At 34.2% G+C, this 13339-nt stretch carries 18 protein-coding genes and 1 pseudogene; 7 read left to right on the top strand and 12 right to left on the bottom strand.

Going from position 1 to position 13339, the window contains the following annotated elements:
* Positions 1 to 11: 11 nt before the first annotated feature.
* Both WKT12_RS01810 and WKT12_RS01805 read right to left on the bottom strand, forming a co-directional pair.
* Positions 12 to 134, bottom strand: coding sequence for a hypothetical protein (locus WKT12_RS01810; RefSeq protein ID WP_340318598.1), 123 nt, complete (start codon positions 132 to 134; stop codon positions 12 to 14).
* A gap of 349 nt (positions 135 to 483) precedes the next feature.
* Entirely contained in the window at positions 484 to 1116 is a 633-nt protein-coding gene (locus WKT12_RS01805) for a DNA-processing protein DprA (RefSeq protein WP_340318611.1), read from the bottom strand.
* A 586-nt stretch (positions 1117 to 1702) separates the two neighbouring features.
* On the opposite strand from WKT12_RS01805, the gene WKT12_RS01800 reads away from it, so the two are divergent.
* The 7 genes from WKT12_RS01800 (at position 1703) to WKT12_RS01770 (ending at position 7128) form a co-directional block, all read left to right on the top strand.
* Positions 1703 to 1924: a DUF6140 family protein gene (locus tag WKT12_RS01800; protein ID WP_117852371.1), complete on the top strand. Its 222-nt coding sequence runs from the start codon at positions 1703 to 1705 to the stop codon at positions 1922 to 1924.
* Between the two features lie 95 nt (positions 1925 to 2019).
* Entirely contained in the window at positions 2020 to 2715 is a 696-nt protein-coding gene (locus tag WKT12_RS01795; protein WP_340318597.1) for a DUF6140 family protein, read from the top strand.
* Positions 2716 to 2720: 5 nt separating this feature from the next.
* Positions 2721 to 2933 carry a hypothetical protein gene (locus WKT12_RS01790; protein ID WP_340318596.1) on the top strand — a complete coding sequence of 71 codons (213 nt, stop codon included), beginning with the start codon at positions 2721 to 2723 and terminating at the stop codon, positions 2931 to 2933.
* Positions 2934 to 2959: 26 nt separating this feature from the next.
* A complete protein-coding gene (locus tag WKT12_RS01785) occupies positions 2960 to 3607 on the top strand; it encodes a hypothetical protein (RefSeq protein WP_340318595.1) in 648 nt (215 codons plus the stop codon).
* Positions 3608 to 4029: 422 nt separating this feature from the next.
* Entirely contained in the window at positions 4030 to 5001 is a 972-nt protein-coding gene (locus WKT12_RS01780; protein WP_340318594.1) for a hypothetical protein, read from the top strand.
* A gap of 10 nt (positions 5002 to 5011) precedes the next feature.
* A complete protein-coding gene (locus tag WKT12_RS01775) occupies positions 5012 to 6280 on the top strand; it encodes an RtcB family protein (RefSeq protein ID WP_340318593.1) in 1269 nt (422 codons plus the stop codon).
* 68 nt (positions 6281 to 6348) lie between these two features.
* On the top strand, positions 6349 to 7128 hold the full coding sequence (locus tag WKT12_RS01770; protein WP_340318592.1) for a metallophosphoesterase: 780 nt from the start codon (positions 6349 to 6351) through the stop codon (positions 7126 to 7128).
* Positions 7129 to 7359: 231 nt separating this feature from the next.
* Here the strand turns inward: WKT12_RS01770 and WKT12_RS16515 are convergent.
* From WKT12_RS16515 to WKT12_RS01725, 10 genes and pseudogenes are all read right to left on the bottom strand, one after another.
* Positions 7360 to 7452: pseudogene (locus WKT12_RS16515) on the bottom strand (phage integrase SAM-like domain-containing protein); the annotation flags it as partial.
* A 402-nt stretch (positions 7453 to 7854) separates the two neighbouring features.
* Positions 7855 to 8295, bottom strand: coding sequence for a hypothetical protein (locus WKT12_RS01765; protein ID WP_340318591.1), 441 nt, complete (start codon positions 8293 to 8295; stop codon positions 7855 to 7857).
* Entirely contained in the window at positions 8276 to 8575 is a 300-nt protein-coding gene (locus WKT12_RS01760; protein WP_340318590.1) for a hypothetical protein, read from the bottom strand. The genes WKT12_RS01765 and WKT12_RS01760 overlap by 20 nt, the downstream gene beginning before the upstream one ends.
* A complete protein-coding gene (locus WKT12_RS01755) occupies positions 8568 to 8975 on the bottom strand; it encodes a hypothetical protein (protein ID WP_340318589.1) in 408 nt (135 codons plus the stop codon). Before WKT12_RS01755 ends, WKT12_RS01760 begins: the two co-directional genes overlap by 8 nt.
* Positions 8976 to 8978: 3 nt before the next feature.
* A complete protein-coding gene (locus tag WKT12_RS01750) occupies positions 8979 to 9461 on the bottom strand; it encodes a hypothetical protein (protein ID WP_340318588.1) in 483 nt (160 codons plus the stop codon).
* A gap of 17 nt (positions 9462 to 9478) precedes the next feature.
* Complete coding sequence (locus tag WKT12_RS01745) at positions 9479 to 10108, bottom strand: WG repeat-containing protein (RefSeq protein ID WP_340318587.1); 630 nt, start codon at positions 10106 to 10108, stop codon at positions 9479 to 9481.
* A 20-nt stretch (positions 10109 to 10128) separates the two neighbouring features.
* Positions 10129 to 10263: a hypothetical protein gene (locus WKT12_RS01740; protein ID WP_340318586.1), complete on the bottom strand. Its 135-nt coding sequence runs from the start codon at positions 10261 to 10263 to the stop codon at positions 10129 to 10131.
* 487 nt (positions 10264 to 10750) lie between these two features.
* Complete coding sequence (locus WKT12_RS01735; RefSeq protein ID WP_340318585.1) at positions 10751 to 11797, bottom strand: DUF3871 family protein; 1047 nt, start codon at positions 11795 to 11797, stop codon at positions 10751 to 10753.
* Positions 11763 to 12650: an AAA family ATPase gene (locus WKT12_RS01730; RefSeq protein WP_340318584.1), complete on the bottom strand. Its 888-nt coding sequence runs from the start codon at positions 12648 to 12650 to the stop codon at positions 11763 to 11765. Before WKT12_RS01730 ends, WKT12_RS01735 begins: the two co-directional genes overlap by 35 nt.
* Positions 12651 to 12729: 79 nt before the next feature.
* Positions 12730 to 12999, bottom strand: a complete 270-nt coding sequence (locus WKT12_RS01725; RefSeq protein WP_340318583.1) for a hypothetical protein — start codon at positions 12997 to 12999, stop codon at positions 12730 to 12732.
* Positions 13000 to 13339: the final 340 nt, after the last annotated feature.

Raw genomic sequence — 13339 nt, 5'->3', positions numbered from 1 at the left:
GGTTATTTTGCTTATATCCATAGATTTCTATAGTAATCGATGAATAACTGCATACCCTCTCTGATACGTTCACGTTTTTCTTCATCAATGTCATATTTGTCATTACGCTGGTATTCCTCAAAGGCATAAATCATTTTACGGATAGTGTTTAGCCATGCATCGTGACATTTTTCTAAACCATATTTTTCAAAAAAAAATCCAGGACATCCTCCCCATGGACCCTTTTGTGCTTTCAAAAAGCCATGAAGGTGATTGACTATGTACGGGCTAGTGTCATATCTAAACATCATGTATCCTCGTAGCTTACATCTGTATATCCTTCCTTGTATTTCTCAGAATTAACTTTGTGTTGCCACTTGTTTCTCGCTTTCATAATTACGTTCTAATATTGGTTTGGTTTTGATTAACGATAATACAGTTTTTGTATCTATTAGGTTGATATTTTTATTATTGCTAAGTAATAGTTCTAGCCGATATGTAGTATTATTCAATTGTTATAGGTTTTGCTATGCCTCGTTCAATCAGATACTTATTCCCTAAGTTGTTGTCATCGTATTTATCATATTCTACTGCATATATATTCTTGGATCCTAAATATTTTTTTGCAAATTGCACAGCATACATGGTTCCGCTTTCAGGTGAGGATTGCGCTACGATTACTTCTTGCGAAAGACCAATCTGTAATTTGCAACGTTTCACCAGTCTTGTAGGATTTGCCTTAATGCCAAACGGATATTCTGTGATAATTGCTCCTCCATTGTTTACTATTTCGTCTTGTAGAATCTTATTGTATTTAGGATGAGTGATATTTAAACCTGAAGCCACAACTGCTATTGTCTTACCACCTGCCTGTAAGCAGCCTTTATGGGCTGCAGTATCACAACCCAATGCCAGTCCACTTACAATGACATATCCCATAGATGCATATTTGAATGCTAATTGATATGCAGACTTTATTCCTTTATCGTCAGCCTTACGTGAACCTATTATGGCTATACGCTTGTTTTCGGAAAATAAGTCCAAATCACCGGAAATATGAATTAATAATGGAGCATCATCACCAAGTATATCCAGTAAATATTTTGGATATAGTTCAGAGTAAAATGGAATAGTTATTACTCCTTCTTTGTTTTATTGCTCTAATATAAGTTTGCATCTTTCCATAGTATAATCTTGCATTTGAATGCAAAGCAATTCTTCAACAGAAAATGGCAAGCTACTTTTATCTATATTGCTATTTAGGTTCATATCTTTACAATTTAACTGATGCAAAATAACATTAAAGACTATGCCATATTGAGGGATAATAAATAAAAATCATTTATGCTTCAATCTGGCATCTCTCTTTTTATAAATTTGCAAAAACAAAGATATAGTCTATTATGAATATCAAAAGTTTACTTGAACAGTACGTTTTTGAAGAGATATTTTCTGATTTCAATGAACAGTGGAAAATCAATGCTCCTAAGTCGGAAGAACGCTTAAATAAAGATGGGTTGAAGAAAAGCTATTGGAGATCACATATTATGGCGGTACTGAAGAAATGTCAAATGAGAATCGGAAGCTGATATTCAATAAAAACTGAGATTAATGTAGATAATATTATTTTTTTCTTGCTATTCCTCAATTTGGCATATTGTAACCCGTATATTTGTCTGTATAAATAATGGATAAGATATATAACCTTTAAACTTAATGTATTATGTCAAAAGTATTTAGAGTAACTCCAAAGAGAGTAAAGAAAACAAATGGAACAGTACTGACACCTGAAATGGAAGTCACAGTTACTACACAACAACACACTACCGATCCGTTCTATAACGGTGCAAAGGAAATTAAGGAAGCATATATGCGTCTGTATGGATTTGACTATCAGAAAGCATGTTGCAGTAAAAACGATTTTGAATTCAAGAAATTGGATTAGCTCAGATGAAGATCCCCTTGACATCATTGTTTAAAAAGAATAAAGTAAATTCTGCTAGTCAGATACTACATGAAATCTCTTTCAATCAAAATTTCATGAAAGAGGCTCTTTTAGTTATTTCATTGAAGAATGAGATTATAAAAGAAGTGCTTAGAGGCCCTATATCTGAAGCCTTAAAAAGGGTTGGGAAAAAGGTCGAAAAACAGCATCCTTCCTTACAAATAGATTTTCATAGTTTTTCATACTTTGAACATCCTTACCAGATAAGGCATTTCCGTTATCGGATAAGTAGTAAGAAAAGGGTTTTATGGCTTACATACGAATTTGACAATGAAGGTGACTTTGCAATTTATTATGATTTTCTCGAAGAACATTATGACACTTACCCATGTAGAGGTAAAGAATGGATTTGGGGGACAGATTGGTTACCAAAGAAATATAGAGACTGGAATGAAGGAACCCCTTGTCAAATTATGGAAGAACTATCAAATAATAATGTTGATGATTCGTGTTTCTGTAATCTGATTTTTGATAATCTCATGATGGCAGCAGTTGGATTTATAAACACGGAGGACAGGGTGTTTGAAATAATTCCGAAGCGGATTAAAAGGACAAGCGATACAGTGTTGACTCCTGAAATGAAAGTAATCGTTACTACAGATATTCATACATCAAATCCGTTCTATAACGGTGCAAAGGAAATTAAAGAAGCATATATGCGTTTATATGGATTTGATTATAAGAAAGCATGTTGTAGTATAGATGATTTTGAATTTAAAAAATTGTATTAGTATTTATGGAGAAAGTAAATGAGGTATTCTTTTCGGAAAAGGGTCTGACTTCAACTTCCGCATCTCATTTAGCTGACCTTGCGCAGGAAACCATTTTGGGCAATGAAACAAAACTCAAGAATATAAGTTTCATTACTACGAAAGTGGATATTGTCGGCTCACTCTCCGAAAGCGGAAAGACAGTCAGCTTAGGTTATGATGAGAAGAGTTTGAAGTAAAGGGTCTGCTTGAAGAAATTGCAGAAATGAATGCTTTTTGTGCTTGGATGCGCGAAGCCATAAAAGCCAAGGAAAGGGAGATACAGCAAGTAAACAGATGCTCCTTTGATGAATGGTACCAGTCATTCGGATATCCTGTTATTGAAAAGACAGAACTTCCGAAAAAAATACGTGTGGAAGACCTTATTGCCGAAATGAATGTGAAAGAACGAAACCGTTATTTTACACTTGAAGCTATAGCCGTAACCATAGGAAAATATATCCATCCCGGAGGAAAGTTTTCGGATGCCAGAGAAGAACTTTTAACCAAGACGATGAAACCTTATACGGCGGATGGAACAGGAAAGGATACCTTGATTTATTCCCATACAGCTTCGGTAAGCCAGGAGAAGGTGGAAGAAGTCTTCTTTGAACTGCAAAAGATACACAGACAGAATGAGCGTGAACTGAACCGTATCAAGTTTGCATTGAAAAGGGAGTCCGACCGGTTGAATCTGGAATCGCAACAGAAATATAAGTCTGAACTGGAAAGAGCTTCATTGCAGTACAAACGGATGTTTTCACAATATAAAGAGTGGCAGATAAAGGAATCTGATCGTATATCCAAACTGAAGATTATCGTTCCAGATGCACTTCAGACTACATACGAGAAGTTATCCTTATTGGAAGAATAAATCAGGTTGGAAGAAGCTGATGTCATAAGGTATATCGATTCTTTCTTTACGGGAACAGTATCATCAGTCATTATTTATGAGGATTAGTTTGAGACATGTTTAACTTAAAACACGACGGGTAATATATACCATATGAGGTTTGAATGTTACCCGGTCTTTGACTTTGCTTTTGTCCTTGTCTTTGTCCTGGCATCACAAACTGATGCCGAATGGATGTTCCTGTTCCCGACCTGATTGTTTAAATATTAAAATAATGAAACCTTTACGCAGTATATTGTCACATCCTGATATTTCTGGATTTACAGTATTTCAACGTACTGTTGTTTATGTATTGGCATTTTTGGTATTTATGTTACTGCCAGTTTATTTTCTTTTAAGAAGAAGGATGTTTATTGTGTATGATATAATAAAGAAAAGTATATATGGAGGATAATAATTTAGAATTTCCATTTGTTTTTCCAAAAGAATCTAAACCTGTTATTTCAATAATTGGTATTGGCGGTGGAGCCGGCAGAATAGTGAACAAAATACAGGCTTGTAAGTTGACCGATACAGAGTTAAGTGTGTTTGGTATGAACAGAAAAGAAATGGAGGAACTGTCATTACCGCATAAATACCTGATAGGAGCAGATGGATTAGGCAGTGGAAAGAATAGAAGCCTTGCAGAATCAGAGTGTCAGAAAATATTACCAAGTCTGGAGAAAATTATTACCGATAAAATACTGTCCTGTTTTATAGTATGCCTTGGTGGAGGTACAGGAGAAGGCTGTATAAGAGGTTTTCTACAAAAATCCGTTGACATACAAATAAAGGTAAAATTGCTTGTTGTCACATTACCTCACTCATCCGAGGGACTGGAGAAGAGAGAAAAAGCTTTACTACTTCTTGATGAAATAGAAAAATTAGCAGACGGGATTTTTGTTGTGGACTATGATGGTTTGCCTTGCAGCACTATTTCAGATTTATATAATGAGGCCGACAGAAAAGTAATGGGTTTTGTAGGCTCATTTATAAATATGATAGTGAAACACAGTCTTATTTGTTTTGATTTTAATGATGTCAGAAGTTTCTTGAGATATTACTCTGATACAAAGTTTATAGATTTCTTTACATTGTATGGAAATCTTGATTATCTGGATGCGGAATTGAGTGACCTGCTGAAACATCTTCCAACGAAATATCATACTTTAGATGATATTTCCAATCTGATTGTGGCAATTCATTATAATAGAGAGACCGATGAGGATATAGTTCGCAAGTTTCTAGATATGATAGTATCTGCTGATATTATGAATAAATTGACAAAAGACACTCAGACAAAATGGACGATGATTCATGATCCGGATATGGAGAAAAACATATTCAGAATCGATATATTCACCAAATGTAATTAAAGATATTCATATGAAGACGATAGATGGATATGATGTGAAGATATTCACAGACAATATAGAAGATGCAGCTCTTGACCAAATCAGGCAGTTGCTGTCCATAGATGTATTCAGTGACTGCAAGATTCGTATTATGCCGGATGTACATGGCGGAGCAGGATGTGTTATAGGTTTCACCGGTAATTTGGGTGACAAGGTTATTCCTAATATCGTGGGAGTGGATATAGGGTGTGGTATGTTGGTTCAACCGTTCTCCTGCAACAGTTCTATCGACTTCCATGCTTTGAATGAATATATCCTCCATGCTATTCCTTCAGGACGTGATTTTAGGGATGAGCAGTATCTGCCATTGCCGCAAAAATATTCAGATTTGTATCATAATGCAAAACAACTGATATTGCAGTTGCGCTGTTATCGTGAACTGAAAGAAGTTCGCAGGTTATATAAATCCATAGGTTCGCTTGGTGGTGGAAATCATTTTATAGAATTGGACAAAGATGAATCCGGCCTTTATTACCTTGTTGTGCATACCGGAAGCCGCAATTTAGGGAAGCAGGTGGCAGATATTTATCAGAAATTGGCTATAAAATGTCAGTCCGGTTGGGATAAGCTGATTGAAGAAAAAAACCGTATAATTGCAGAGTACAAACTTGCCGGACGAAAAAACGAGTTGCAGGATGTCATCAGAAATCTTCACAACTCATTTAAGACTTGCAAACTGACCATACCACAGGATTTATGTTATTTGCAAGGTCAGTTTCGGGAAGACTATCTGCATGATATGCATATCTGCCAGTGTTGGGCACAGATAAACCGAAAACTGATTGTAAATCTGATTATGGATTTTATCGTTGGAAAAGGCGTTGTTTCATCTGAAGAGCATTTTCGACCTTTTGAAAGTGTTCACAATTATATTGGTAATGATAATATAATCAGAAAAGGTGCAATATCGGCAAGATTAGGTGAAAAATGTATTATACCATTGAACATGCGCGACGGTTCTTTGATTTGTATCGGGAAAGGCAATGAAGACTGGAACTTTTCTGCTCCTCATGGTGCAGGAAGAATCATGAGCCGTAGTCAGGCATTTAAGGAGATAAGTCTGGAGGATTTCAAAAAATCGATGGAAGATGTATATAGTGAAACAGTATCAGAATATACTAAAGACGAGTCTCCTATGGTTTATAAATCAAAACATGAAATCATGGATAACATTAATGACACTGTTGATATTGAAAATGTAATAAAGCCTGTATTTAATTTGAAGGCTGCCGATCTCTAATATGTTTCAGTATAAGAATTTGTAGAGATGTTTGAATTTATTTTAGAATGAATTAGTCTTGATTAATAATGCAATATCTTGATATATCATATAGAGACGATTTTGTTATAGCTTGTGGTGATATTCATGGCGAGTTTGAAACACTTGTCTTCAATATTGTACAAAAGAAAATAGAAAATGCGACTGTTATTGTAGCTGGAGATTGTGGTTTCGGATTTAATAAACTGGCGTATTATGATGAACTCTATAAAAGGAAGTTACATAGAAAACTTAAAAAACAGAATGTTCTGCTGCTTATGGTACGTGGCAATCATGATGACCCCTTGTTCTTTGATAAGGAGTTGATTGATTATCCTTATATGAAAACTTTGCCGGATTATACCATTGTACATACTAGGAAACATAATATCTTGTGTGTTGGTGGAGCTATATCTATAGACAGGAGTTTCAGGCTTTCCCAGATGGATTATAATCGGATTCTCGGTAAACAAAGGTTACCTTTGTATTGGGAGGATGAAATGTTCAGATATGATGAAGAACAGTTACGGATTCTCAATGATGAAGGCATAAAAATTGATACAGTAATAACTCATTCAGCTCCGGATTTTTGTCCTCCACTTACAAAAAGAGATGTAGAGCATTTCTGTGCTAATGATGATGATTTGACTTCTGATTTGGATAAGGAGAGAAAAGATCTTACCCGATTATATGAATGGCTTGTAGGGAATGAACACCTTCTTACCAATTGGTTTTACGGACATTTTCATACTTCTGCTGAAATATATGATGACGCAATGAAGATAAGATTCTGCGTACTTCATATTAATGAGTTAAGTAGATTAAAGTAGTTTTAAAAGAATTAAGTTGACCTATGTTAAATACTTATTAAGGCTCAATCTAGATATATAGTGGGTAAAAGTTCAAGAGAAATATGTACTATTAATACGATGTATAACAAAAGGTGTGTAGGGTAAAAAGCATAGAATCCATATTTGGTTATGCTTCTCTGTACAAATCTTTTTGTCCAATTTATATAGATAAAGAATTATGCTGACCATTACAGCACCTATTACTCCATAGTACACCATTCTTGAACGGTGGACAACACGAATGTACACTGGATAAAATCCGTCAGCTCTCTTTTTTCTTACGACTACTTTAAATGTTGCCATATCAGATTGATTTATAAGTTATTAAATGGTGTATGCGTTGGTGTATGCGCCACTGTTCAAAAGTGTATGCGTGGTGTATGCAAGTACCGTTTATTTGGCTCATTTTTTGCGGACAAGTGCACGAATCACCTAAAAACAACTTAGGCTGTAACGCCTGATAAACAGTTCGTTACAGCCTAAATCAAATATTATCCTATATTGCTTATGCTTCTTCAATAGCAGCCTGCGCCGCAAGAAAATACTTATGACAATCAATAAGTTATTTTTTTACTGTAAAAATGCAGTAAACTTATTTGAATACAAATAAGATGCTTTCTATTTATTATTATATAATTTGATTCTATTTCATGCAGATAATTACTAATGTAATATTCTATATATTAGTAATTTAATCAAATATTATTATTTAGGTTTCATAACTGTTCTTATTATATAATTAAATGATTCTAAACCTAATATTGCAGGTATTTTTAAACTCTTGTCAAGAAGAAAAAGAAAAGAGAAAGTGTATCCCTCATACTCAAATTCAAGCATAAATACTTTGCATATTCTCAACTTGTTGTCCTTACATCTTCCTACTTTCTTTCCAACATAATGGAACACATCATTAGTGCTTACGGAATCTACATATTCAGGAAGAAAAGGTTGTAAGTTGTCATAGGCAGGTTTTATATTCACTTTTCTTATATTATCAATAGGAAGTGAATACATTTGACTTTCTCCAAGATTGAAGAAAGCCAAGAATGCAGGACTGATAAGGTTATGCTTCATTATCTTGTCAAGAAGGAATGTAAAACCTATGCCTTTGGTTTGAATGAAGATATCATCTTTTTCTGTATTCATACCCATACATACTTTTGAACTTAACTTTTGCTTTTCCTTCAATTACATCATCAGGCTCAAACTGGGCATATTCATCTTCTGACTTCAATTCTCTGACAATCTTCTCAAAATGATAGTCATCAAGGAATTGCTGATTTTCCCTTTTATCATCTCCATTCAGATTACCCGTCAAATGTCTTATTTTATAACTTTGTTCCTCTATTGTCTTTTTGTTGGATTGTCTTTCTGCATATAAGAGTATTGCTATTCCTATAGCAAGTATGGCTATAACTTCAATCATTACATTTTACATTATAAGTTTCAAAATCAAGAATCCATTTGTTTTTTATTAAAAAGTCGGTACTTAGAATACCATGAATTTGCGCCCCTGTTTCTTCTTGTACTTGTGTTACTGCTTCAGATGCATCAAGCACTGAGAATGTGGAGGTATAATCATTTCCCTCAAAATTGAAAGTCGCTTCAATAATCGGAGTTTCTTTATACTCTCCCTCAATACCCATAATATTCTGTGTACCATTCAGTATTTTGAACTCATTCTTAAAGTGTTCATATACATAGGCAAAAAGAACATTATGAGTAGCCCCTGTATCTATAAGAAAGCACAAATTCTTTAGTTTACCTGATGTTACTATCAATGGTAAACTTGTCTTCTGAAGACCAAAAATTAATGGAAATTCCATCTCTCACTTGATTCTTTTGAAGGTTAAAGTTCGAGTAATTATAATTTCTCCCTCTCCCATATTCAACCATGTATCAGAATCTCTCAATATCATTTCTGTATCAGATAATTCCAACACATCATAGACAGCAGGAGATTTTGAAGTGTCTGAAAATTCCATTAGCAATTTCATCTGATTTTTGTCAAATACAAAGACCCGATAATCTGCAGGTTTCTCTCCTTTATTGTACCATTGATAATTACCATCAACACTACCAGTCACTTCAATATTACCATTTCCCTCAAACTCCCAAATATAAGACCCATAATTTATTTCAACTTCATTATGTTCTTCTTTTTCTAAGTCTGTATATACCGCATCTTCTATTAAAGTTGTGGCATTCCAAGTCCCAATTACAGACAAATTGCTTGCAGCTTCATCTTCATTGCTGCAACTGATAAATATACAGCAGAGCAATATAAAAAGTAAAATGATTTTCTTATCCATTTTATATGTTTCTTTTATTAATCAATATTCCAATAATTACTTTCATCTCCCTCAAAAGCATCAAGTCTTTGGTCTTCCCAATTCTCTTTATCTTCCCATGAAGAATCATTGAAGTTCTCATCTGATGTGTAGACAAAATACCTTCTCTTTATATCTGTTTGCTCTGATGGTAAAATATCTTCTAACTCAAAATCAGACATGAATTCAAAGTCAATAGGTAAGTTTTCTTTAGATAAATGGTCTATTATATATCCAACTTTTTCTCCATTGTATCTACCTGTAAATTTTACAGCATTATAATTACCAAATGATTTAAATGATTCAAGTGGAGCTATATAATCAAGATTTGGATAAATGGCTATTTTCCCAAAGTTGTCAATTATACCCCAATGAATATTATCTTTCAATTTAACCCGAGCATAATTGTTTGTAAATTGAGGGTCACACCAAGAATATTTGCCAAAAGGAATAACTTGCTTGTTGTTAATATCAATATAAGCATATTGATATTGATGGTTTCTGACCAATGACAGACCGCAACTGAATGATTGCATTTCCATGTATTGAGGTGAAATGATTACTTCTCCTCTTTGATTCTTTGCTCCAAACAGCCCATCCTCTTGATATATGATATAGTCCTTATCCATATTGCCTTTTTGTAGCCATACTACAACAAGAAAGGTGTGATGCTTTCTTGTTGAGTCCAAGGTATCACCACAACACCTACAATCACAAACAAGGAAAGCCCACACCTCATGGCATGAGCATTCACTTCCTTACTGCTGTGATTGTTAGTCTTCAAAGTGGTGATTTTAGGACTGTCACAAGTAAGAAGCAAACACTTCTTTTTCTAATATGTCTTGTTAAACTTCTATTCCATTGCTAACTATTTTGTTGTTACTGCAAAAATACGATAATTCTGCAAGAAACAAGTATTAAATCAGCCAATTTTATAAAAGTAAATCCATATCAGCATTCGAGGTGTGGGCAATATCTTGTCAGGAAGAGGTGATTTATATCTCTCCTTGTTTTATACAAAAGTACATCTTTATCACATATCTCTGATTCTCATAGCTTCCCAATTTAAAGAAGCCCCGAAATATTGATATACTCCGAGACTTCATCCAACAATCAATCCATAAATCATGGCTTTTTCTTACTTTCAGAACAAAAGTAACAGAGTACAAAAGCCCCTATCAGTAAGTTTATAATGGCAAATATAATTTCTCCCATAATACAAACCTGAAAATTTCCTACCATAATGGATATATAAACATTGGAACATATTGTTACTGTATGAACCAAATATACTCACTTTCTCCATACAAAGCCTTATTCAATCCATCAGCAAGTTGAGTAGCATTATAAGCTCTGTCCAAGAAGTTATCTATATAAGATGATTTATTTGCTCCAGTGAGCAGATTGTACACATTCCACATAGAAATTTCTTTTTGGTTGTCAGGAAATGAGAAATTATCATCATGATAAAATGACTTGGCTACAATACCTATTTGTGTATCAGTCATAAGCATTTGAGGAAGACTTTTCTTCTGCTCAAGTGGAAGATATTGGTATAATCTACTCTTTCCTAAGAATTGTGCAAACTGTTGTTCTGTCATATAGCTGTCTTGAAAAGCACCCATATAATAAAGGTGTTTGGCTATATTGTATTCTTGAAAAAGTTGTATAGCAGCATTAAACAGTCCATTTGTATCCATCACCTTTAATTCTGACTTGAAACCATCAGTAGATACACACATATTACAACAGACAAGGTTCTTGAAGCCTATAAAGATTTTGAACTTCTCAACTCCTTTTTTGCTATAAAGATTCTCATGATTATATGCCCTTACACCACCTATTGTAAGGTTTAATCTGTTGCCCATTATATCCTCATGGATAGTAGGTATTTCAAAGCAAAACATCATTCTCTCGTAATAAATGGTCTTGTCTTCTTCCAATAAATCTTTTACTGACTTGTGAATAGCTTCGGGAGTTCTCCCTTTGATGATATGACTTACTCTGATTTCAGGTAATTCAATACTTTCACTTGGGAAAACCCTGTTAGCTGCTTCCCACACAGATTCAATAAAGTTGGGATGGGAAATGGTTATTTCATTGTCCTTGCTGAATACAGGTACAATGCAATCATCTTTTAGATGCTCAATAGTGACTTCTTTTGTATTGGCTTCAATAAAAGGAAGTTTTTTTACTTCTCTTCTTGACAAGATAGGTTCTACATCAACAATTTCTTGTTTAGACAAATCAAATGTCCTGTTTACCCTGCTTGGATAAATCAAGTTAGCCTTGACAGGCTGTAGTTGCATTGCTTCCATATCTTATAAAATTTGGATTATAGTTAATACTCGGTTTATTCTTATCCTCTTGCAACTGCATTTTCTTCTGCATAAAATCAGAGGTCAATTGTTGATACCATTCAGGATATTTATGATAAATGGCGGTTAATTCCTCTATAGTTTTAGCCGTATTTATTTGCTGTCTTATCATTTCAACAGTCACTCCATCATTACACCAATCAAGGATAATTTGTCCTGTTGTTGGTGTAATAGTAAAATCGGGCTTTCCCATAAAGAGATTGGTTCTATCTTTGCTTGAAATGGCTTGATGCTTCATGTTGATGTCAAAAACTATGGTAAATTCATAATCTATTCCATCTCTCATTACAGCTTTTAACCCAACCTTTTCAGGAACCATCTTGCCATTTTTCTCATTGAGGACATAATCCTGTTTACATCTCATAGTACAGATAATGTGTTTATCACTTTGCAGAATCTTCTGCATGAAGGCATTGATTCTTGGAGTGACTTTCTGCCAATTAGTGAAACTATTTCCCTGTAGGTTAGCATGATATTCCAACAGATTATCCCAACATTGAGAAATGGAATCTATGATAATGACTTCCATCCCAGCATCCTCACATATCCCAATGGCTTCCATATAGGTTTCAGGAGTAAAGTTGTCTTGAAGAGAAAGAACATTATAATTGCCTAAGTGAGCATATAAATCAGCACTTCCATTTTCACTATCTATAATTGCTATTTTACTCCAATCTCCACACAACCCATAGGCAAGAAGTAAGGCAGAGTAAGTTTTACCACTGCCTGCACATCCTTGAAGAGCAAGTTTTATTTTGGCTTGCTTCTTTGATGAAACTCTTAATTGCATCATATTCAAAAAACTATTAATGATTCTACAATTTGAAAATAAAAAAGGCAGTCAGAATTAAATCCAACTGCCAATGTAACAATTACAAAGTTGCCAATGTTGGTGCTCCACCATCACCCTGCTGATGCAACATATAAAACATATCTCCTGTATCAGGAGAGCATACTTGTGAAATAACAGGCTTTGTAATATTCCCTTTGAGGAATCTTTCACTTACAGCACCTGTTTCACAGCCATAAACAAAGAAACATTTTCCTGTATTGGGATTCTGTTTCACATCAATTCTATCCACACCCATCTTTGTTTTAAAGTCAGCAACTGACATTGTTTCAATAAATTTCAAGTTATCCATAATTTATGATTTTAATTGTTGTGGGAGGGGACTATCCCCACCCTGAGTGATGGGGAGGGTATCAGGATGGTGTAATTCATGCTCTTGAAAATATAATTACAGCAAAAAATATTGAAAATTTAAACCTCCACACTGGAAGTTGCCTATTCTAAAATAAAATCATAAATGAAAATAATTAGAATAAAGGCTGTTTTGTACAAGTGTCAAAAAATTGGATGGGATAGAATAATCCAGTTTGTGTTTGATTTATGGGATATTATGTCGTGGATTTTTCAGTATATTTAGCTATACATTATATATCTGTATGTAAGAAAATCCTCTGTTCTCCATGATGAAAACA

The sequence above is a fragment of the Phocaeicola sp. HCN-6420 genome (assembly GCF_037890145.1).
GTDB lineage: Bacteria > Bacteroidota > Bacteroidia > Bacteroidales > Bacteroidaceae > Phocaeicola.
Note: the sequence above shows the minus strand (reverse complement) of the source record. Positions and strands in the feature narration are given on the sequence as shown.

Bases quoted from the DNA above. Each gene is read 5' to 3' on its own strand.
- WKT12_RS01750 (WP_340318588.1), bottom strand. From the start codon at position 9,461: ATGGATAAGAAAATCATTTTACTTTTTATATTGCTCTGCTGTATATTT.
- WKT12_RS01800 (WP_117852371.1), top strand. From the start codon at position 1,703: ATGTCAAAAGTATTTAGAGTAACTCCAAAGAGAGTAAAGAAAACAAAT.
- WKT12_RS01745 (WP_340318587.1), bottom strand. From the start codon at position 10,108: ATGGATAAGGACTATATCATATATCAAGAGGATGGGCTGTTTGGAGCA.
- WKT12_RS01770 (WP_340318592.1), top strand. From the start codon at position 6,349: ATGCAATATCTTGATATATCATATAGAGACGATTTTGTTATAGCTTGT.
- WKT12_RS01810 (WP_340318598.1), bottom strand. From the start codon at position 134: ATGATTTATGCCTTTGAGGAATACCAGCGTAATGACAAATATGACATT.
- WKT12_RS01785 (WP_340318595.1), top strand. From the start codon at position 2,960: ATGAATGCTTTTTGTGCTTGGATGCGCGAAGCCATAAAAGCCAAGGAA.
- WKT12_RS01735 (WP_340318585.1), bottom strand. From the start codon at position 11,797: ATGGAAGCAATGCAACTACAGCCTGTCAAGGCTAACTTGATTTATCCA.
- WKT12_RS01795 (WP_340318597.1), top strand. From the start codon at position 2,020: ATGAAAGAGGCTCTTTTAGTTATTTCATTGAAGAATGAGATTATAAAA.
- WKT12_RS01780 (WP_340318594.1), top strand. From the start codon at position 4,030: ATGGAGGATAATAATTTAGAATTTCCATTTGTTTTTCCAAAAGAATCT.
- WKT12_RS01760 (WP_340318590.1), bottom strand. From the start codon at position 8,575: ATGATTGAAGTTATAGCCATACTTGCTATAGGAATAGCAATACTCTTA.
- WKT12_RS01725 (WP_340318583.1), bottom strand. From the start codon at position 12,999: ATGGATAACTTGAAATTTATTGAAACAATGTCAGTTGCTGACTTTAAA.
- WKT12_RS01730 (WP_340318584.1), bottom strand. From the start codon at position 12,650: ATGATGCAATTAAGAGTTTCATCAAAGAAGCAAGCCAAAATAAAACTT.
- WKT12_RS01755 (WP_340318589.1), bottom strand. From the start codon at position 8,975: ATGGAATTTCCATTAATTTTTGGTCTTCAGAAGACAAGTTTACCATTG.
- WKT12_RS01765 (WP_340318591.1), bottom strand. From the start codon at position 8,295: ATGAATACAGAAAAAGATGATATCTTCATTCAAACCAAAGGCATAGGT.
- WKT12_RS01775 (WP_340318593.1), top strand. From the start codon at position 5,012: ATGAAGACGATAGATGGATATGATGTGAAGATATTCACAGACAATATA.
- WKT12_RS01790 (WP_340318596.1), top strand. From the start codon at position 2,721: ATGGAGAAAGTAAATGAGGTATTCTTTTCGGAAAAGGGTCTGACTTCA.